Origin of the sequence: Nesterenkonia halotolerans (assembly GCF_014874065.1) — a bacterium.
Classification (GTDB): domain Bacteria; phylum Actinomycetota; class Actinomycetes; order Actinomycetales; family Micrococcaceae; genus Nesterenkonia; species Nesterenkonia halotolerans.
On sequence record NZ_JADBEE010000001.1, the window covers coordinates 1997277 to 2017219 of the forward strand.

Genomic DNA, 19943 nt, shown 5'->3' on the forward strand with positions numbered 1-19943 from the left:
CGACGCTGCACGGAAGTGCTCCGCAGGCTCAGTCAGCCAGTGTGATGGTGCCGTTGACCCGTCGGTTCAGCTTCCAGGGGTTCTCTGTCTTCACCGGTGCCGGCAACAGGGACTCCGGCAGGTTCTGGTAGGCCACAGGGCGCAGGAACCGCTCGATCGCTCGCGTGCCCACGGAGGTGCTGCGTGAATCCGAGGTGGCGGGGAAGGGCCCGCCATGGACCATGGAGTGGTTGACCTCCACGCCGGTGGGCCAGCCGTTGGCGAGGATGCGGCCGACCTTGCCCTCCAGCACCGGGATCAGCGGTGCCGCCCGGGCGTGATCCGACTCGCTCAGATGCAGCGTGGCCGTGAGCTGACCCTCCAGGTTCTGCGCCGCGGAGACCAGGTCCCCGGCCGAGTCGTAGCGGATGACCAGCGACGCCGCACCGAAGATCTCCTCATGCAGCACCGGGTTGTCGCGGAACGCTGCGGTGGAGGCCTGGAAGACCACGGGAGCTGGGGCGTTCTCGCCAGCTCCGTCGGTGCCGCGGCCCACCAGCGCCACGCCCTCCTGGGAGGAGAGCTGCTCGACGCCTTCGTTCCAGGAGGCTGCGATGGATTGGGTGAGCATGGTCTGGCCGGGTGCCGGCTTCGCGGCGTCAGCCACTGCCTCCAGGAAGGCATCGCCGTGCGCGCCCGAGGGAACGAAGACCAGGCCCGGGGCGGTGCAGAGCTGTCCGGAGGACCCGGTGACCGAGCTGAGATAGGCCTGGCCCAGATCGGTGAGCGCCTGATCACCCTGCGCGATGGTGTCTTCGAGAAGGCCGTTGAAGAAGAAGACCGGATTGATGCTGCTCATCTCGGCATAGACCGGGATCGGGACCTCACGGGCCGCGGCTGCCTGCATGAGCGAGATGCCTGCCCCCCGGGATCCGGTGAAGCCCACGGCCTTGATCGCAGGGTCGCTCGCCAGCGCCTGCCCGATGGAGGCACCTGGTCCGTAGATCAGTGAGAAGACGCCAGGGTGCAGCCCAAGCTCACGGACCGCCGCAGTGATGGCAGTTCCGACGATCTCCGAAGTGCCGGGATGGGCATTGTGTGCCTTGAACACGACCGGGCATCCTGCCGCCAGGGCCGAGGCGGTGTCGCCACCGGCCACGGAGAAGGCCAGCGGAAAGTTGCTGGCACCAAACACTGCCACTGGGCCCAGCGGGATCATGCGTTGGCGCACGTCCGGCTTGGGCAGCGGCTTGCGCTCAGGGTCCGCGGTGTCCCAGCGGGTTCCGCGAAAGTCGCCCTGCCGGATGACCGAGGCGAAGAGGCGCAGCTGGTTCACGGTGCGACCCCGCTCGCCCTGGACCCGGGCCTGCGGGAGACCTGTCTCCGCCATGACCCGTTCGGTCAGCGGCTCAGCCGCGGCCTCGATGTTCTCCGCCACCTTCTCCAGGAAAGCGGCATGAGTCTCGGGGTCCAGCTGGGAGAACGTCTCGAAGGCTTCGGCCGCAGCCGAGGTTGCGGTGGCGAGCTGAGCCTCATCGATCAGCGAATACTCCGGCTCCAGGGCCTCGTTCGTGGCGGGGTTGTAGCCGTTGACCCTCCTGCCTGCTCCGGTCACGCTTTCTCCAGCGATGATGGAGCGTCCTGTGAGGTCCTGAGTCTGCATGGTTTCTGCGGTCATGAGTGTGCTCCTTTCAGGCGCTGGCCAGAGCCGGCGCTTCTGCCGGCCGGATCCCGGCGGCATCGATCAGGTCGGACAGGTCTTGGATGTCCTGTTCTGTCATGTCCTGCAGCGGTGGTCGCACCGATCCGGCATCTCGCCCCACCGCTTTGAGGCCCCCCTTGACGATGGACACGCCATAGCCCTTCACTCGATCGCGGATGTCCAGATAGGGCAACACGAAACGATTGAGCTTCTCGGTCACCGCCACGCGGTCCTGCCTGCGAACGTCCGCGTAGAACTCGAGGGCGAACTCGGGGACGAAGTTGTACATCGCGGAGGAGTAGGTGCTCATGCCCAGCTGCAGCATCGGCAGCGCGAAGGTCTCGGCCGTGGGCAGACCGCCCAGGTAGAAGAGCCGGTCCCCGGCGGTGGCGACCACCCGCGTGACGGCCTCGATATCGCCCGTGGCATCTTTGAAGCCGATGAAGTTCTTGTGCTTCTCTGCGAGTCGGACGACCGTGTCCGCGCGGTAGATGGCATTTGCCCTGTTGTAGACGATCACGCCGATGTCGACTGCGGAGCAGACCGCGTCCACATGGGCCTCGAGACCCAGCTGATCGCACTCGGTCAGATATGGCGGCAGCAGCAGCACGCCTTCGCAGCCGGCCGCCTGCGCGGCCCGGGCATTGGCCACCGCGAGGTAGGTGGCTCCGCCGGCTGACCCGAGGACTGGAACGACCTCACCGGCTTCTTCCACGGCCATGCGCGCCACCTGGGCGTTCTCCTCCGGCGAGAGGCTGAAGCCTTCTCCCGTGCCTCCGGCTGCGAAGAGGCCAGCCACACCTTGGCGGGCCTGCCAGTTCAGGTGCTTGCGGTAGGCCTCTTCATCGACCTGAAGATCCGAGGTGAACGCGGTGACCGGGAAGGACAGCAGTCCGTCCCTGAGCTGGTCCGCCAGTTCTTGAGGGGTGTACTTGGCCACGGTGACCTTCCTAAACATGGTTCTGGGTCGCAGGCCGCCTGAGGAGGCGATGCTCGCGGTGCGGTGGAATGCTGTTGAGCCATAGCTCAAGACATAGTCATAGCCACTGTAGATACCGCAGGCGATACCCGTCTAAGCTTACTTTCGTATGGATTAATACTCTGAACGCATCGTCGATGCTGCCCCGGGGTGATTCAGCGGGGAGCGTCTTCCAGGACCTCGAGCAGGCTTGTGAGCGCGGGGTTGCGATGATTCCTGCGCCAGATGGCGTGCAGCTCCACCACATCCTCGGCGTTCTCGGCGAGGTCCAGGTGCGTCACTCCAGTGATCCCGAGACGTGAAGCCGACTCTGGGACGAATGCGACGCCACGACCGGCGCTGACCAACGAGACCATGGTGAGGATCTGGCTCACGGTATGGACCACGTTCCCATGCTGGATCGGCATGTGCCTGATTGCCAGGTCATAGAAGTACCGCGCCTTGAGCGGCGAGTACATGATCAAGGGTGTCTCCCTGAGGTCGGCGGCCTCGACCGGGCGGTCCAGCAGGGTCAGCGCGTGGTCTGCCGGGACGGCCAGGCGCAGCGACTCGGTCTGCACCAGTCGAGAGTCGAAATGCTCAGGGTCGATCGGGGGTCGTGCCAGTCCAAGGTCGATTCCGCCGCTGATCAGTGCGGCAAGCTGCTCGCGGGTCACCATCTCACGAAGGTCGACGTCGACCTGGGGAAGGTGCTCCGCCGCCGTGCCGAGGACCTGTCCCAGGATGCTCAGCGCCGAGGTCGCCGTGAATCCGATGCGCAGCACCCCGGCACGGCCGCGTGCGATCCGGCGTGCGGTCAGTGGAGCCTGATCCGCAGCGATGAGCAGCTTGCGAGCGTCGCTGAGGAATGCCCGGCCCGCCGTGGTGAGCGATACCTTGCGGTTGTCACGCTCGATCAGGCGAACGCCCACTGATTTCTCGAGCTTCTGGATCTGGCGGCTCAGCGGGGGCTGGGTCATGTTGAGGCGTTCGGCGGCGCGTCCGAAGTGAAGCTCTTCGGCCACGGCGACAAAGCTGCGGGTCTGGTCCAACGTGAACACAATGCGCTCCGAGTATCAGTTTGGGCTTAAAGAGATTGTTTGAGCATCATCGTGTCACGCGGTTCACAGCCGCTCAAGTGAGGGTGTGGGTCATGCGCAAAGTGGATCACGCCTTGCCTCATAGGTCTAGGGCCCGGCGGCGAGACGCTGACAGGTGCGCGCGCATCGCTGCGGCGGCACCTGTGGCGTCGGATTCGCGGATGGCTTCAAGGATGCTGCGGTGCTCCTGTGCAGCCAGTTGATGGCGTGAGCTGCTGGACTGAAGCCGCGTGCGCGGCATGGAGATCATGGTCGGCCCCATGGTGGTGACAGCCTCCAGCAGATAGGGGTTCGCGGACGCTTCGGCGATGCCTCGGTGGAAAGCAAAGTCATGTTCCACGGCAGAGGCGGGATGCTCCGCGGCGTCGCTGAAGGCTGCGACCGCGTCACCGAGGCTCGTGAGCTGCGACGCGCTTCGTCGCTGGGACGCGAGTGCGGACGCCTCGCACTCCACGGCGATGCGAAACTCGATGAGCTCAAGTCGCTCTGCCGGGGTCCGCGGCGGCGATGATGCTCTGCTGGTGGACTCGGTCGGCGCGGTCAGCACGAAACTTCCAGTGCCGCGTCGAGTGTGGATCAATCCCTCGGTGCGCAGCTGAAGGAGCGCCTCACGCACCACGGTGCGACTCACGCCATGGATGGAGATCAGATCAGACTCGCTGGGCAGCTTTGCGCCGATCGGGAGGATGTCCTCCAGGATCTGCTGACGCAGCCGGGCGACGAGGCTGGCCGTGCGATTCAGGGTCATGCCTCGATTCTGCCTCAGGCCGGGCTGCGCTCGGGTCCGTCCGCATTCAACTGCACGGCAGCCTCGTGCAGCTCGAGCTCACGGCCGTCCGAACTCGGCACTGGCATGGGTCAGCTCACGGGCCCGGGAACTCAGCGTGACGCCCAGACCGGGGCGCTCCGGCACCAGCATCCGACCATCGGCGATCTCGAGCCGCTCCTCGAAGAGCGGGTCCAGCCAGTCGAAATGTTCCACCCAGGGCTCTGTCGGGTAGGCGGCGGCCAGGTGCAGGTGGATCTCCATGGCGAAGTGGGGTGCCAGCGCGAGACCTGCCTGGTGGGCCAGGGTGGAGAGTCGCAGAAACTGGGTGATGCCCCCGACCCTCGGTGCGTCCGGCTGAATGATGTCGCAGGCGCGGCCCAGGATGAGCTTCTCGTGCTCGGCGACCGAGGCCAGCATCTCCCCCGTGGCGATCGGAGTGTCCAAGGCTTGTGTCAGGCGCGCGTGGCCTTCGACGTCGTAGGCGTCCAGGGGCTCTTCGATCCAGACCAGATCAAACTCCTCGAGCGCTCGACCCATCCGCAGGGCAGTGGCACGATCCCACTGCTGGTTGGCGTCAACCATCAGCGGCACGTCGGGACCGAGGTGTTCGCGGACCGCGGTGACCCGACGGAGGTCTTCGCGGGTGTCGGGGAGTCCCACCTTGATCTTGATGCCTCCGATGCCCGCCTCCAGGGAGCGTGAGGCGTTGTGCTGGATCTCCTCGATGGAGGCGTGGAGGAAGCCGCCGGAGGTGTTGTAGGTGCGCACCGAGTCGCGGTGGGCCCCGAGCAGCTTGGCCAGCGGCAGGCCGGCCCGGCGCGCCTTGAGGTCGTAGAGAGCGATGTCGATCGCCGCCAACGCCTGTGTGGCGACCCCGGAGCGCCCCACCGAGGCGCCGGCCCAGAGCAGCCTGTCATAGAGCTTCGCGATGTCGTTCGGGTCCTCGCCTATGGCCAGCTCTGCGACCTCTTTGGCGTGGGCGTACTGGGCGGGGCCGCCCGCGCGCTTGGAGTAGGAGAAGCCCAGGCCGGTGAATCCCTGCTCGGTGGTGATCTCCGCGAAGAGCATCTCGACCTCGGTCATCGGCTTCTGTCTTCCGGTGAAGACCTTAGCGTCCGAGATAGGGCCTGCCAGCGGCAGTGTGGCGGCCGAAAGGATGATGTGCCGGATGGTGTCGGGAGCATAGGTCATACGGTGATCGTATAAGTAAGCTACTTGTATAACAAGTGTTCGAGTCGAGTCTGTTCGACGGGTTCAGCGCCCCAGAGTGGACTCTCGCGCGACCAGGGTCGGGGTGAACACCTCGTGACCGACAGCGGACTCCGGGTCTTGGATGGCTTTGACCAGGAGCTGGGCGGCGTGGACGCCCATCTCCTCCGCAGGCTGCCGGACCGAGCTGATGGGGACGGTCGCTGTAGCGGCGAAAGCGATATCGTCATACCCGATCAGCGCGATGTCCTCCGGGACCCGCACTCCGGCGCGGGAAAGCTCCTGCAGCGCCCCGAGCGCGACCAGGTCATTGGCGGCGAAGATGGCGTCCGGGCGCTGTCCGGGGCGCAGTTCAAGCAGCGCCCGGGTGGCCTCGCGGCCTGATTTCGCGTCCATCGCGCCGGTGTCCCAGAGGCGCACCTCGGCGTCGCCGTGAGTCTCGGCAGCGGTCTGGGCGCCCTGGAATCGGTGCGCCACCTGGCGAATGTTCTGCGGTCCGCCGATCACGGCGATCCTGCGCCGCCCCAGCTCGAGCAGGTGTTCGGCGGCCACCTGACCGCCATGGACGTCGTTGGTGGAGACAGACGAGATCTCGTCTGCGCCGGCTTCGCGGTCCACGATCACCACGGAGATGCCGTGGTCCTTGATCTGGCGAAGCCGGTCCAGGATGTCCCCGACGGGAGTGATCAGGATTCCCGACACGCGTTGCTCCTCGAAGAGGCGAAGCTGAGTGAGTTCGCGCTGGGGGCTCTGGCTGGAATTGCCCAGCAGCAGCGGGCGCTCGAGCGCCCCAAGGCTGTTTTCGGCACCACGCGCGACATCAGCGAAGAAGGGATTGCCGATGTCGAGGACGATCATGCCCACGGCGAGATTCTGCTGCTGTCTCAGCTGTCGAGCGGCGTCATTGCGCACGTAGCCGAGCTCGGAGATGGCGGCTTGCACGCGTTCCCGAGTCGCTTCGGAGACTTTGTCGGGATGGTTGAGCGCATTCGAGACAGTTGCCGGGGAGACCTGCGCGCGTGCCGCGACGTCCCGGACTTGAGCCAGAGCCATGCGATTCAGAATACATCGCAGGTTCAGGCATCATGAGGGCCATGGATGCTCCGCTTCAACCCCCCGCGCCCGGCCGACGAGTTCTCTCCTGTGCAGCAGGCGCGGCCCTCGCCACTGTGCTGGTACTTCTGGTCGCAATTCCCGTCGACGTGGCGCAAGGGTTTGTCGAGGCAAGCGATCTGCTCGGGGCGGTCGGCGCCTACGCCGTGGCCATGATCCCGGTCGGGGCCGTGGCTGGTGCCCTCGGCGGCGGGGTGGCGGCCTATTCGCGCTGGTCAACCGGCACCGGAGATGTCGGGACTTCGGTCCTCGCGGGCGTCACGGCTGCCGGCGTCGGCGCCGTCTGTACCTTCGGGCTGCTCTGGGCACCGCTCGCGGCCTGGGCACAGATCAGCTGGATCATCCTCATCGGAGCAGGTGCGGCGCTCGCGGGCCGCCGGGTGGACAAGAAGCTCGCCCGCGACGATGCCTGAGCTGCCGCGGTCCTGGCAAGGGTGCTGATGGGCGGCTCGAGGTCGCCCATCCCGCGCTAGCGCTCCGATTTCGCTCGCGAGCACCACGGTCGACCTCATGATGACGTGGTGTCACTTCCCCGTCGAACGCGCCATGACGTCAGTCCACGCCCGACTCCCGCGTCTCGTCGATGGCCCGAACTACCTGGTCTGGTGAGTTGCGCTTGTCGTTCCAGAGCCATTGACAGTTTGTGATGCGAGTCATACGATCTACCTACAGATTGAAACGATTTAATTTCTGCAGTCTCTGGAGGTCCCATGTCGCTCAGCGATTCCACGCCCGTGCTGGAACTCGCCGGCGTGCGCAAGACGTTCGGCAGCGTCACAGCACTCGCTGACGGCAGCATCACGGTCTATCCCGGGTCGATTCACGCGCTCGTGGGGGAGAACGGGGCTGGCAAGTCCACGCTGATCAAGATTGTCGCCGGACTGCACCGCCGCGATCGCGGCACCTTCCGCTTCCGCGGCGCGGACGCCGCCTTCAACTCCACCGCCGAAGCGAAGAATGCCGGCATCGCGGTGATCTACCAGGAGCCCACGCTCTTCCCAGACCTCTCCGTCACCGAGAACATCTTCATGGGCCGGCAGCCGCGATCCCGCGGAGGGCGCATCGACAAGCATGCGATGCAACAGGAGGCTGCCGAAATCTTCGACCGACTCGGCGTGAACCTGGACCTCAACCGCCCTGCTGACGGACTCTCGATCGCGGACCAGCAGATCATCGAGATCGCCAAGGCCATCTCCCTGGACGCGCACCTGCTCATCATGGACGAGCCCACTGCAGCACTCTCCGGCGTGGAGGTGGAACGCCTCTTCGCCGTGGCGAGGAGCCTGCGTGACGAGGGGCGCGGGATCGTCTTCATCTCCCACCGCTTCGATGAGATCTTCAGCCTCTGCGACACCATCACGGTGATGCGCGACGGTTCCTATGTGGCCACCACTCCGACCGCCGAGACCAGCAACGATGAGCTGGTCACGATGATGGTCGGGCGAGAGGTCGCAGACCTTTACCCGAAGACTCCCGCCGAGCTTGGCGAGGTCGTGCTGGAGGTGGAGGAGCTCAGTTCGGCAGGAACCTTCTCCGATGTCAGCTTCACGGTGCGTGCCGGGGAGATCGTCGGTCTGGCAGGTCTGGTGGGTGCTGGTCGGAGCGAGATCGTGCGGGCCGTCTTCGGGGTCGACTCCTATGACTCAGGCACGGTGAAGCTCAATGGGCGCCCCGTTCCGAAAGGCCAGCCCTCGGTCGCCATCCGCGCAGGAATGGCGCTGGTCCCGGAGGATCGACGCCAGCAGGGCCTCGTGGTCGATGCCTCGCTGGCGCGCAACATCGGTGCCGCGATACGCCGTCGGCTCTCCCGCTTCGGACTGATCACCACCTCGGCGGAGAACCGCGCCGCCGGACCATGGGCATCCCAGCTGGAGGTCAAGACCTCGGCCCTGTCCATGAACGCCGCCACGATGAGCGGCGGCAACCAGCAGAAGGTTGCCATCGCGAAATGGCTGGCCACGGAGCCCAGCCTGCTCATCATCGACGAGCCCACCCGCGGCATCGATGTGGGCACCAAAGCGGAGGTGCACCGGCTGCTGTCCCAGCTGGCAGGGGAGGGCATGGCCATCCTGATGATCTCCTCGGAGCTTCCCGAGGTCATGGGCATGGCCGACCGCATCCTGGTCGTCGGTGAGGGACGCATCAGTGCGGAGCTCGACCGTGACGAAGCCACCGCTGAGAAGGTCATGCACGCCGCGACGGCGCGACATGAGAAGAACCGACAGGAGGCAGCCGCATGACCGCCGAGACTCTCACCCCCGCCAAGCGAGAGAACTCGTCGATGCGCGCCGTCCGATCGCTGCTCGCCTCCCGCGAAACGGCAATCGTGCTGGTCATCCTGGTGATCATCGCCGTGGCTACATCCTTCAACCAATCCTTCCTCTTCACTGGTCAGGGTTGGCGGGACCTGCTGCTCACACCGTCAATCCTGATGGTGGTGGCGGTCGGGTCCGCGGTGGTGATCATCACCCGCAACGTCGACCTCTCCGTGGGGTCCACACTTGCGATCACCGCCTATATGACCGGTCGACTTTTCGTCGACGTCCCTGGGATCCCGATCTTCGTCGTGGTGCTGCTCGGCATCCTCGTCGGCGCGGGCTTGGGGCTCATCAACGGCGCACTGGTCGCCTTCGGCAAGGTCCCGGCGCTGGTCGTCACTCTGGGCACCATGTACATCTACCGCGGTGCCGTGCTCACCTGGGCCGGCAGCGACCGCATCAACGCCTCCGACATGCCGGGGAGTTTCCTCAACCTCGGGACCATGCAGATCCTGAGCATCCCGCTGTTGACCATCGTGGCCGTCCTGGTGCTGATCGTCGCTGGATACTGGCTCTCCTCGACCCGCAGCGGGCGTGAGATGTACGCCATCGGCTCGGACCCCGAGGCGGCCAAACTGTATGGCCTGCCCACCACCAAGCGCGTCATCATCGCCTTCATCCTCGGTGGCGCCCTCGCAGGACTGGCTGGCGTGATGTACGCCGCGCGCTACGGGACCGTCAGCTCCAGCGCCGGAATGGGCTGGGAGTTCGACGCCATCGGTGCCGCGGTCATCGGCGGAGTCGCGATCTTCGGCGGCTCCGGCACCGTCTGGGGAGCCGCCTTCGGTGCGATCCTGCTGATGACCATCAACCGCACTCTTCCGATCGTCGGAATCCCAGACTTCTGGCAGCGCGCCGTGGTCGGCGCGCTCATCATCGGGGCGATCGTCCTGGATCGCTACCTCTCCGTGAGACGACACCGCAAGCTGCAAGAAGCGAGGGACAAGGCATGACCGCTGCAACTCGCGCCCAGACGCGCGCCTCCCACGGCGCTGCAGAGCGCTCAGGGGATGAAGCTCGCACCTACGCGGCCTACCATCGTCCCTGGTGGTTCCGCACCTTCATCAGCGCGGAGTTCCTGATCATCGCTCTGCTCGTGCTGGTGTGGATCATCGCGACCACCTCCGTGGACAACTTCTCCGGCCCGCTCACCGTGCGATACCTGCTCATGGACATCGCTCCGCTGATGATGATCGCGCTGCCGATGACCCTGGTCATCATCACCGGCCAGATCGACCTCTCAGTGGCGAGCACCATGGGTCTCTCCACCGTCGTCGTCGGCATCCTCCACGTCCAGATGGGACTCAGCATTCCCCTCTCAGGCCTGCTCGCCATCCTGGTGGGTGTGCTCTGCGGCGTGTTCAACGGCTTCCTGGTGGCCTATGTGAAGCTGCCCTCCCTGGCGGTCACGATCGGCACCCTCGCGCTCTACCGCGGGATCGCGGTCGGCCTGCTGGGCACCACCGCCCTGACCGACTTCGATCAGGGGTGGTCTGACCTTGCGACCTCGAGCATCGGTGAATCACGGATCCCGGCCATCATGATCCCGGTGGTGATCCTCATCCTGATCTTCGCCGTGCTGCTGCACTTCACACCCTTCGGACGCGGGCTCTACGACATCGGCCACAACGAACAGGCCGCCCGGTTCAGCGGGGTCAACGTGGCGCGGTCGCAGATGACCACGTTCATCCTCACCGGTGCGGTCTCCGCCGCCGCGGGGATCTTCTACACGCTGCGCTTCGGGAACTCTCGCGGGGACAACGCGACCGGACTCGAACTGGAGGTCATCGCCGCCGTGCTTCTGGGCGGGGTGCTCATCTTCGGTGGCCGCGGCGCCATCCACGGCGTCCTGGCCGGTGCGCTGCTGATCGGGGTGCTCTCCTCCGCGCTGCGCCTGGAGGGAGTGACGGTCAACGTGATCAACATCATCATCGGTCTGCTGCTGGTGATCTCGGTGCTCACTCCGACCCTCGTCGCAGGCGCCCAGCGTCTTCGGGAGCGCCTCAGCGGCCCCGCTGCAGGACAGGACAGCGCGCCGCCCACTTCTGAACCCCCCGAATCGCCGGACTCTCCGGCACAGCAGAACTCAACACCGCACAAGACAGCACCACACCACGAATCGGCTCCAGCAGACTCGGCATCGACGCCGACTGCCACGCCTTGATGAAAGGAAACACCATGCGCACCAACGCACATAAGCGCTCCGTCCCAGCCCTGGCCGTCTTCGCGGTCGGCGCACTTGCGCTGACCTCCTGCGGCGGCGACAACGGCGACGGCGGCGGCGGGGACGGAGAGGCCAGCGGCGAGGAGCTGAACATCACCTTCCTCCCGAAGAACCTCGGAAACCCCTATTTCGAGACCTCCAACGCCGGTGGCGAGGAGGCGGTGGAGGAATTCGGCGGCACCTACTCCGAGGTCGGCCCACAGGAGGCCACCCCCGACGGACAGGTCGAGTACATCAACACCGCCGCCCAGCAGGGCGAGGACGCACTCGTGCTCTCAGCCAATGACCCCAGCGCCATCTGCGGTGCACTGAACGAGGCACGCGACGTGGACGTCGCCGTCGTCACCTTCGACTCGGACACCGACGCCGAGTGCCGCGACCTCTTCGTGAACCAGGCCACCGCCGAGGGCATCGCCAGCGCCCAGGTGCAGCTGGTCGCCGAGCAGATCGACGAGGAGGGGGAGATCGCCATCCTCTCGGCCTCGGCGAACGCCACGAACCAGAACCTGTGGATCGAGCTCATGGAAGAGGAGATCGCCGCAGACTATCCCGACATCGAGATCGTGGACACCGTCTACGGCGACGACGACGACCAGCGCTCCTTCGATCAGACTGCAGCCCTGCTGCAGACCCACTCCGATCTGGATGCCATCGTCTCGCCCACCACAGTGGGCATCGCCGCAGCAGCTCGTTACATCTCCGACTCCGACTACGCGGGTGAGGTGGCGGTGACCGGTCTCGGCACCCCGAACCAGATGCGCGAGTACGTGGAGGACGGCACCGTGGAGGCCTTCGCGCTGTGGAACCCGGAGGATCTGGGCTACCTCTCCGCCTGGGCGGCCAACGCTCTCGCATCGGGTGAGATCGAAGGCGAGGAAGGGGACACCTTTGAGGCCGGCCGTCTCGGGGAGTACACGGTCGGCGCCGATGGGGAAGTTGTTCTGGGCGAGCCCTTCGTCTTCAACTCCGAGAACATCGGTGACTTCGACTTCTGATCCGCATGCAACCCCGGGGCGGGGCGCTGAGCTCCCGCTCCGGGGGTACCGCCCCGATGCTTGCCACAACGGCCGAGAGGACCCCTGTGCAACGAGTCTGCTTCCAGCTTCAGGTGAAGCCTGATCGCCTCCACGAATACGCCGAAAGACACCGCGCCGTCTGGCCCGAGATGCTTGCGGCACTGAAGCGCTCAGGCTGGAACAACTACTCGCTGTTCCTGCGCCAGGACGGGCTCCTGATCGGCTACGTGGAGGTCGAGTCGCTGGAGAAGGCCCAGGCGGCCATGGACGCCGAGCCGATCAACGCCACCTGGCAGGAACAGATGGGCGAGTTCTTCGTCGACCTGGAGGGCGCGCGGCCCGACACCGGGTTCGTGGAACTCCAGGAGGTCTTCCACCTGGAGGATCAGCTGGCCGCCGTCGAGCCCTCGTCCACTCATACATCGCAGAACTGAGGAATCATGCCAACCTTTGACCAGATCTCACACCAGCTGGAACACCAGGCCATCGAGGTGCCCTCCTGGGCCTACGGGAACTCGGGCACTCGCTTCAAGGTCTTCGGCTCCGCCGGCACACCGCGCAGCGTGCAGGAGAAGATCGCCGACGCCGCGACCGTGCATCGCTTCACGGGCCTCGCCCCCAAGGTGGCGCTGCACATTCCCTGGGACAAGGTCGAAGACTACTCAGCACTGCGCCGCTACGCCCAGGATCAGGGCATCGAGATCGGGACCATCAACTCCAACACGTTCCAGGACGACGACTACAAGCTCGGCGGCCTGACCCATCACGACCCTATGATCCGGCAGAAGGCGATCGATCACCACCTGGAATGCATCCGTGTGATGGGCGAGACCGGCTCCCGGGACCTGAAGATCTGGCTCGCCGACGGGTCCAACTACCCCGGTCAGGCCGATATCCGCGCCCGTCAGGACTGGCTGGCAGAGTCCCTCGCCGCCATCTACGAGCAGATCGCCGACGACCAGCGGCTGGTGCTGGAGTACAAGATCTTCGAGCCGGCGTTCTACCACATGGACGTCCCCGACTGGGGCACCGCCCTGGGTCATGTGCAGGCCCTCGGCGAGAACGCCACGGTCTGCCTGGACACCGGCCATCACGCGCCCAGCACGAACGTCGAATTCATCGTCGCCCAGCTGCTGCGTGCCGGGAAGCTCGGCTCCTTCGACTTCAACTCGCGCTTCTACGCCGACGATGACCTGATCGTCGGCTCCGCGGATCCGTTCCAGCTCTTCCGCATCATGTTCGAGGTGATCCGCGGCGGCGGCTACGGGCCGGAGTCGGATGTGGCCTTCATGCTCGATCAGTGCCACAACATCGAGAAGAAGATCCCGGGCCAGATCCGCAGCGTGCTCAACGTCCAGGAGATGACGGCGCGTGCACTGATGATCGACCGCGAGGCGCTCAAGGCCGCCCAGGAGGCCGGAGACGTGCTCGGCGCCCATGAGGTCTTCATGGATGCCTTCTACACCGATGTCCGCGCCGACCTCGCAGCCTGGCGAGAGACCCGCGGCCTGCCCGCCCACCCGATGCGCGCCTTCGCCGAGTCCGGATACCAAGAGAAGATCGAGGCCGACCGCGTCGGCGGAACCCAGCTCAGCTGGTGAAGGAGCAACCGATGACCAACCCGAGCGTCGCAGAACTCATCTCCCGGTCCAACAGCCTGGGCGCGGACCCGAAGAACACCAACTACGCCGGCGGCAACACCTCCGCCAAGGGCACCGAGAAGGACCCGGTCACCGGGGAAGAGGTCGAGCTGCTGTGGGTCAAGGGGTCCGGCGGAGACCTCGGCACCCTCAAGGAGTCCGGCCTGGCCACGCTGCGGCTGGACCGCATGCGCGCGCTGGTCGACGTCTACCCTGGCGTGGAGCGCGAGGATGAGATGGTCGCCGCCTTCGACTACTGCCTGCACGGCAAGGGTGGCGCGGCACCCAGCATCGACACCGCCATGCATGGCCTGGTGGACGCCGCCCACGTGGATCACCTGCACCCGGACTCCGGGATCGCCATCGCCACCGCCGTGGATGGGCCCGAGCTGACCGCCACGATCTTCGGCGAGAAGGTCGTCTGGGTCCCGTGGCGCCGTCCCGGCTTCCAGCTCGGCCTGGACATCGCCGAGATCAAGGAGCGCAATCCGCAGGCCATCGGCTGCATCCTCGGCGGTCACGGCATCACCGCCTGGGGCGAGACCTCCGCAGAATCCCAGCAGAACTCGCTGTGGATCATCGACACCGCCGCCGCCTACATCGCCGAACACTCCACAGCCGAGCCCTTCGGTCCGGCGCTCGAGGGTTACGCCGCGCTGCCCACAGCCGAGCGTCGCGCCAAGGCGGCGGCCCTCACTCCGACCATCCGGTCCATCGCCAGCGCCGACAAGCCCCAGGTCGGGCACTACACCGACGACGACGCCGTGCTCGAGTTCCTCGCCCACGCAGAGCACCCCCGGCTGGCCGAGATGGGCACCTCCTGCCCGGACCACTTCCTGCGCACCAAGGTCAAGCCGCTGGTGCTGGACCTGCCCGCCGATGCCACGGTGGAAGATTCCATCGCCCGCCTGCACGAGCTGCACCACGCCTACCGCGAGGACTACCAGGCCTACTACGACCGCCACGCCACCGCAGACAGCCCCGCTCTCCGCGGGGCTGACCCGGCCATCGTGCTCATCCCCGGGGTCGGCATGTTCAGCTTCGGCAAGGACAAGCAGACCGCCCGCGTGGCTGGCGAGTTCTATGTCAACGCCATCAACGTGATGCGCGGCGCCGAGGGGCTCTCCTCCTACGCGCCCATCGATGAGGCGGAGAAGTTCCGCATCGAGTATTGGGCGCTGGAGGAGGCGAAGCTGCAGCGCATGCCGGCGCCGAAGCCCCTGGCCACTCGCATCGCCCTGGTGACCGGTGCCGCCTCCGGCATCGGCAAGGCCATCGCGGAGCGGCTCGCCGAGGAGGGCGCCGTCGTCGCCATCGCGGACCTCAACCTTGCCAAGGCCCAGGAGGCTGCCGCCGAGATCGGCGGAGAAGACAAGGCAGTGGGCATCGCCGTGGACGTCTCGGATGAGGACGCCGTGGTCAAGGCCATCGACGAGACCCTGCTGGCCTTCGGCGGGCTGGACATCGTGGTCAACAACGCCGGGCTGAGCCTGTCGAAATCGCTGCTGGACACCACCGTCAAGGACTGGGACCTGCAGCACAACGTGATGGCCAAGGGCTCCTTCCTGGTGTCCAAGGCGGCAGCCTCGGTGCTGATCGCTCAGGGTCTCGGCGGAGACGTCATCTACATCTCCTCGAAGAACAGCGTCTTCGCCGGGCCGAACAACATCGCCTACTCCGCCACCAAGGCCGACCAGGCGCATCAGGTGCGCCTGCTCGCCGCTGAGCTGGGTGAGCACCAGATCCGCGTCAACGGCATCAACCCCGACGGTGTGGTCCAGGGCTCTGGGATCTTCGCCTCCGGCTGGGGTGCGAACCGTGCGGCGACCTACGGCATCGAGGAGAAGGACCTGGGCAAGTTCTACGCCCAGCGCACCATTCTCAAGCGCGAGGTGCTGCCGCGCAACGTGGCCAATGCGGTGTTCGCCCTGGTCGGTCCCGAGCTGTCCCACACCACCGGTCTGCACGTGCCCGTCGACGCCGGCGTGGCCGCCGCGTTCCTGCGCTGAGCCCAGCACCCATGTCACAGCAGACAGCGAGGACGAGAACGGCAGCGACGACGGCGCACGCGGCCGTGGACCTCGGCGCCTCCTCCGGGCGCGTGGTGCTCGGCCGGGTGGGTCCGGACACGCTTGAGTTCCATGAGGCCGCGCGGTTCTCCAACGGTGTGGTCCCCATGCCCGACGGGCTGCACTGGAATCTGGTGGGTCTCTACGAGCAGGCGCTCGCCGGGCTCGGCGCTGCCGTGCGGGAGACCGAGGGCGAACTCGCCTCGGTCGCCATCGACTCCTGGGCGGTGGACTACGGTCTGCTCACCGGCGCAGAGCCCCAACACATGCAGCTGCTGGGCACCCCGTTCCACTACCGGGACGATCGCACCGCAGCCGGCGTGAAGAAGGTCCACGGCAGAGTCCCCTTCGCGGAGCTCTATCGACGGAACGGGCTGCAGTTCCTGCCCTTCAACACGCTCTACCAGCTGGCCCAGGAGGGACTGGCGCAGCATGCAGATCGGCTGCTGCTGGTGCCGGACCTCCTGGGCTATTGGCTCACCGGAGAGCAGCTCACCGAGGTCACCAACGCCTCGACCACGGGACTGCTCGACGTGCACACCAAAGAGTGGGACACCGATCTCATGTCCACGCTTGGCCTGTCCTCGGGGCTCTTCGCGCCGGTGGCCGCACCGGGCACCAGCCTGGGCGTGACCCGTGCCGAGCTGACTCCGCTGCTCGGCGGTCATCAGCTCCCGGTCACCCTGGTCGGCTCCCACGACACCGCCAGTGCGATCGTGGGCACCCCACTCTCCAGCCCCGACGCCGCCTATATCTCCTGCGGCACCTGGGGACTGGTCGGCTTGGAGCTGGATGCTCCAGTGGTCAGCGACGCCTCCCGGGAGGCGAACTTCACCCATGAGGGCGGAGTCGACGGGCGCACCCGGTTCCTCACCAATGTGATGGGCACGTGGCTGCTCTCCGAGACGCTGCGCACCTGGGAGCGCGAAGAGGGCCGCAGCCAGGATCTGGTCGGGCTGCTCGACGCCGCTGCCCAGGTGAGCCGCGACGCTGTCGCCGTCTTCGATGTCCAGGATGAGCGGTTCGTCGCGCCCGGTGACATGCCGGCTCGGATCGCGCAGCTCTGCGCCGAACAGGACCTCCGCGCCCCGGAGGGCAAGGCGGAGCTGGTGCGCAGCATCGTGGAGTCCATCGCCGCTGGATTCGCCGCGGCGCTGCAGACCGCCGGTGAACTCGCGGATCGGCGGATCGACGTCGTCCACATGGTCGGTGGAGGGTCGCTGAACTCGCTGCTCTGCCAGGCCACCGCCGATCGCAGCGGATATCCTGTGGTGGCCGGGCCCGTGGAGGCCACCGCCATCGGCAATCTACTCATTCAGGCGCGCACCGCGGGAACGCTCTCGGGAACCCTCGAGGACCTGCGCGAGCTGATCCGCCGCACCCATTCCCCCCTCACGTATCGTCCCCAATCCTGAAGTTCCCCACTCTTGAAATTCCACCGTCTTGAAATTCCCAAGTCCTGAAGGACCGGTCTAGGAGCAACTCATGGTTCAGCGTCAACTGCCCAAGCCGCGCGATATCGCGCCGCTGATGAAGTTCAAGAAGTTCGACTTCAACGCCTCACGCCGTCGGCTCTCCGCGGCGCTGACCATCGAGGACCTGCACAAGATCGCCAAGCGGCGCACGCCGAAGGCAGCCTTCGACTACACCGACGGCGCCGCCGAGGGCGAGTTCTCGCTGACCCGCGCCCGGGAGGCGTTCCAGGACATCGAGTTCAACCCCTCGATCCTGCGCGATGTCTCGGAGGTGGACACCTCCTGCGAGATCTTCGGCGGGCGGTCTGCGCTGCCCTTCGGTATCGCGCCCACTGGGTTCACCCGGTTGATGCAGACCGAGGGGGAGATCGCCGGGGCCACCGCTGCTGGCGCAGCAGGGATCCCGTTCACCCTCTCCACGCTGGGCACCACGTCCATCGAGGCCGTGAAGGAGGCGAATCCGCACGGGCGCAACTGGTTCCAGCTCTATGTGATGAAGGACCGGGAGATCTCCTATGACCTCACCGAGCGTGCTGGCAAGGCCGGGTTCGACACCCTCTTCTTCACCGTGGACACCCCCGTGGCCGGGGCGCGCCTGCGCGACAAGCGCAACGGCTTCTCGATCCCGCCCCAGCTGAGCCTGGGGACCGTGGTCAACGCGATCCCGCGGCCCTGGTGGTGGTACGACTTCCTGACCACACCGCCGCTGGAGTTCGCCTCGCTGACCTCCACCGGAGGCACGGTGGGGGAGATGCTGGACAAGGCGATGGATCCGTCGATCAGCTTCGAGGATCTCAAGATCATCCGCGAGCTGTTCCCCGGCAAGCTGGTGGTCAAAGGGGTGCAGAACGTGGAGGACGCGAAGAAGCTCGCCAGCCTCGGAGTGGATGGGATCGTGCTGTCCAACCACGGCGGCCGGCAGCTGGACCGCGCGCCGGTGCCGTTCCACCTGCTGCCCGAGGTGGTGCGCGAGGTCGGTGATGACCTCGAGGTCACCATCGACACAGGGATCATGAACGGCGCCGACATCGTCGCCTCGATGGCGCTGGGTGCGAAGTTCACGCTGATCGGACGTGCGTACCTCTACGGGCTGATGGCCGGTGGCCGCGCCGGGGTGGACCGCACGATCGAGATCCTGGCGGACCAGGTCGAGCGAACGATGAAGCTCCTGGAGGTCCCGAACCTCGCCGAGCTCGAGCCCAAACACGTGACCCAGCTCGAACGCCTCGTCCCGCGCGCCCGCTGACCCGGCCAGGAACGGTCAGCGCTTGGATGCGCGGTACCCGGCCGCCTTGGCTGCCGCTGTGGTGGCGAAGCACCGCTCGGGGTTGGTCCGCTTGTAGTAGGACCCGCTGGGCACGTGATAGATACGTGAGCTGGCATTGCCCTTGATCGGGTAGCCCTTGGGGCAGTTCCAGGAAGATGAGGTGTGCTGCACGCTCGTGGGTCGCTTCGCGGGAGCCGCCTTCTTCACCGTGGATGTCTGTGCGGAGGTCCTGACCAGCGTGGTGTGCCCGGACTTCTTGCCGGTCACGCGCACGGAGATCTTCTTCCCCGCGTGCGAGCTGGAGATCTTGTAGCTCTTGCTCGTCGCGCCCTTGATCGTGGTGCCGTTGGCGCGCCACTGATAGGAGAAGGAGGTCGAAGGCGTCCAGCTCCCCACGCTGGCAGTGACCGTCTTGCCGGTGACCGCCGTGCCGCTCACTCTGGGGGTGGAGGACCGTGCCACCTTCAGCGTGGGCGCGGAGGTGCGGCTCACCGTGCTGTACCCGGACTTCTTTCCGGTCACCTTCACCGTGATCCGCTTGCCCTGATGGGCCGTGCTCGGAGTGAAGGTGCTCTTGGTTCCGCTGCTGATCGCTTGGCCGTTGGCGTACCAGCGGTAGCTTCGCGAGGTTCCGCTGGTCCAGGTGCCAGGCTTGGCGGTGAGCTTCGATCCCACGGCGGCGGTGCCGGAGATCTTCGGGGTGGGGGCACGAAGCGTTTTCTTCGCCGAGCTGATCGTCACGGTGGTGCCCACAGTGGAGGCGCTCGCAGGACCGGACTGCGCCACCGGGGCGGGCGCCGACTGGCCGAGCACAGGGGAGCCGAGCTGCGCCGTCGTCGGCTGTGGCGGCGGGGCGGCGCCGATCAGACTGGCCGTGAGAAGGGTGGTGGTCAGGACCGTGGCGAGTCTCCGCCAATGCTGGGATGTCCCCATGGCATTCGTCTCCAGTGTGAGGCGTCCGCTGCGCGGGACGGGGCGGCGCAGGAGCGTCTCCTGAACGGATTGATCATATAGCGAAACAAACCCCGATCAAGGGCCGCGTGGCCCCCGCGACCCTGCCCGAGATCGCGATTCATGCGACCATGGACAGGTCTGTTACTCCAC

Annotated in this window: 17 protein-coding genes; 10 read left to right on the plus strand and 7 right to left on the minus strand. The window is 66.3% G+C overall.

Going from position 1 to position 19943, the window contains the following annotated elements:
* Positions 1–28: 28 nt before the first annotated feature.
* The 6 genes from H4W26_RS09040 to H4W26_RS09065 all read right to left on the minus strand — a co-directional run bounded on the left by H4W26_RS09040 (position 29) and on the right by H4W26_RS09065 (position 6770).
* Entirely contained in the window at positions 29–1657 is a 1629-nt protein-coding gene (locus H4W26_RS09040; RefSeq protein ID WP_192591722.1) for an aldehyde dehydrogenase (NADP(+)), read from the minus strand.
* Positions 1658–1670: 13 nt separating this feature from the next.
* Positions 1671–2621, minus strand: coding sequence for a 5-dehydro-4-deoxyglucarate dehydratase (locus tag H4W26_RS09045; protein WP_192591723.1), 951 nt, complete (start codon positions 2619–2621; stop codon positions 1671–1673).
* A gap of 194 nt (positions 2622–2815) precedes the next feature.
* The gene (locus H4W26_RS09050; RefSeq protein ID WP_192591724.1) at positions 2816–3700 is read right to left on the minus strand and encodes a LysR family transcriptional regulator; all 885 of its coding nucleotides are present in this window, start codon (positions 3698–3700) and stop codon (positions 2816–2818) included.
* Between the two features lie 118 nt (positions 3701–3818).
* Entirely contained in the window at positions 3819–4487 is a 669-nt protein-coding gene (locus H4W26_RS09055) for a FadR/GntR family transcriptional regulator (RefSeq protein ID WP_192591725.1), read from the minus strand.
* Positions 4488–4565: 78 nt separating this feature from the next.
* Entirely contained in the window at positions 4566–5699 is a 1134-nt protein-coding gene (locus H4W26_RS09060) for an L-talarate/galactarate dehydratase (RefSeq protein ID WP_192591726.1), read from the minus strand.
* 63 nt (positions 5700–5762) lie between these two features.
* Positions 5763–6770, minus strand: coding sequence for a LacI family DNA-binding transcriptional regulator (locus tag H4W26_RS09065; protein ID WP_192591727.1), 1008 nt, complete (start codon positions 6768–6770; stop codon positions 5763–5765).
* A 149-nt stretch (positions 6771–6919) separates the two neighbouring features.
* Between H4W26_RS09065 and H4W26_RS09070 the strand changes: the two genes are divergently transcribed.
* The 10 genes from H4W26_RS09070 (at position 6920) to H4W26_RS09115 (ending at position 18818) form a co-directional block, all read left to right on the plus strand.
* Positions 6920–7243, plus strand: coding sequence for a hypothetical protein (locus H4W26_RS09070; RefSeq protein ID WP_192591728.1), 324 nt, complete (start codon positions 6920–6922; stop codon positions 7241–7243).
* A gap of 297 nt (positions 7244–7540) precedes the next feature.
* A complete protein-coding gene (locus H4W26_RS09075; protein ID WP_192591729.1) occupies positions 7541–9070 on the plus strand; it encodes a sugar ABC transporter ATP-binding protein in 1530 nt (509 codons plus the stop codon).
* A complete protein-coding gene (locus H4W26_RS09080; RefSeq protein ID WP_192591730.1) occupies positions 9067–10101 on the plus strand; it encodes an ABC transporter permease in 1035 nt (344 codons plus the stop codon). Before H4W26_RS09075 ends, H4W26_RS09080 begins: the two co-directional genes overlap by 4 nt.
* Complete coding sequence (locus H4W26_RS09085; protein WP_192591731.1) at positions 10098–11312, plus strand: ABC transporter permease; 1215 nt, start codon at positions 10098–10100, stop codon at positions 11310–11312. Before H4W26_RS09080 ends, H4W26_RS09085 begins: the two co-directional genes overlap by 4 nt.
* Before the next feature lie 14 nt (positions 11313–11326).
* Entirely contained in the window at positions 11327–12367 is a 1041-nt protein-coding gene (gene rhaS / locus H4W26_RS09090) for a rhamnose ABC transporter substrate-binding protein (RefSeq protein WP_192591732.1), read from the plus strand.
* 86 nt (positions 12368–12453) lie between these two features.
* Positions 12454–12822 carry an L-rhamnose mutarotase gene (locus H4W26_RS09095; RefSeq protein WP_192591733.1) on the plus strand — a complete coding sequence of 123 codons (369 nt, stop codon included), beginning with the start codon at positions 12454–12456 and terminating at the stop codon, positions 12820–12822.
* 6 nt (positions 12823–12828) lie between these two features.
* Positions 12829–13989: an L-rhamnose isomerase gene (rhaI, locus tag H4W26_RS09100; RefSeq protein WP_192591734.1), complete on the plus strand. Its 1161-nt coding sequence runs from the start codon at positions 12829–12831 to the stop codon at positions 13987–13989.
* Positions 13990–14000: 11 nt separating this feature from the next.
* Positions 14001–16037 (plus strand): bifunctional aldolase/short-chain dehydrogenase, encoded by a 2037-nt coding sequence (locus H4W26_RS09105; RefSeq protein ID WP_192591735.1) that lies wholly within the window; start codon positions 14001–14003, stop codon positions 16035–16037.
* A gap of 11 nt (positions 16038–16048) precedes the next feature.
* Complete coding sequence (locus tag H4W26_RS09110) at positions 16049–17512, plus strand: rhamnulokinase (protein ID WP_192591736.1); 1464 nt, start codon at positions 16049–16051, stop codon at positions 17510–17512.
* A 70-nt stretch (positions 17513–17582) separates the two neighbouring features.
* A complete protein-coding gene (locus H4W26_RS09115; protein WP_192591737.1) occupies positions 17583–18818 on the plus strand; it encodes an alpha-hydroxy acid oxidase in 1236 nt (411 codons plus the stop codon).
* Positions 18819–18833: 15 nt separating this feature from the next.
* Here H4W26_RS09115 and H4W26_RS09120 read toward each other — a convergent pair whose 3' ends face one another.
* On the minus strand, positions 18834–19772 hold the full coding sequence (locus tag H4W26_RS09120) for a sunset domain-containing protein (protein WP_192591738.1): 939 nt from the start codon (positions 19770–19772) through the stop codon (positions 18834–18836).
* Between the last annotated feature and the right edge of the window lie 171 nt (positions 19773–19943).

Coding starts and splice junctions, on each gene's coding strand:
- H4W26_RS09040 (WP_192591722.1), bottom strand. CDS start 1,657: ATGACCGCAGAAACCATGCAGACTCAGGACCTCACAGGACGCTCCATC.
- H4W26_RS09055 (WP_192591725.1), bottom strand. CDS start 4,487: ATGACCCTGAATCGCACGGCCAGCCTCGTCGCCCGGCTGCGTCAGCAG.
- H4W26_RS09060 (WP_192591726.1), bottom strand. CDS start 5,699: ATGACCTATGCTCCCGACACCATCCGGCACATCATCCTTTCGGCCGCC.
- H4W26_RS09065 (WP_192591727.1), bottom strand. CDS start 6,770: ATGGCTCTGGCTCAAGTCCGGGACGTCGCGGCACGCGCGCAGGTCTCC.
- H4W26_RS09075 (WP_192591729.1), top strand. CDS start 7,541: ATGTCGCTCAGCGATTCCACGCCCGTGCTGGAACTCGCCGGCGTGCGC.
- H4W26_RS09080 (WP_192591730.1), top strand. CDS start 9,067: ATGACCGCCGAGACTCTCACCCCCGCCAAGCGAGAGAACTCGTCGATG.
- H4W26_RS09085 (WP_192591731.1), top strand. CDS start 10,098: ATGACCGCTGCAACTCGCGCCCAGACGCGCGCCTCCCACGGCGCTGCA.
- rhaS (WP_192591732.1), top strand. CDS start 11,327: ATGCGCACCAACGCACATAAGCGCTCCGTCCCAGCCCTGGCCGTCTTC.
- rhaI (WP_192591734.1), top strand. CDS start 12,829: ATGCCAACCTTTGACCAGATCTCACACCAGCTGGAACACCAGGCCATC.
- H4W26_RS09105 (WP_192591735.1), top strand. CDS start 14,001: ATGACCAACCCGAGCGTCGCAGAACTCATCTCCCGGTCCAACAGCCTG.
- H4W26_RS09110 (WP_192591736.1), top strand. CDS start 16,049: ATGTCACAGCAGACAGCGAGGACGAGAACGGCAGCGACGACGGCGCAC.
- H4W26_RS09115 (WP_192591737.1), top strand. CDS start 17,583: ATGGTTCAGCGTCAACTGCCCAAGCCGCGCGATATCGCGCCGCTGATG.
- H4W26_RS09120 (WP_192591738.1), bottom strand. CDS start 19,772: ATGGGGACATCCCAGCATTGGCGGAGACTCGCCACGGTCCTGACCACC.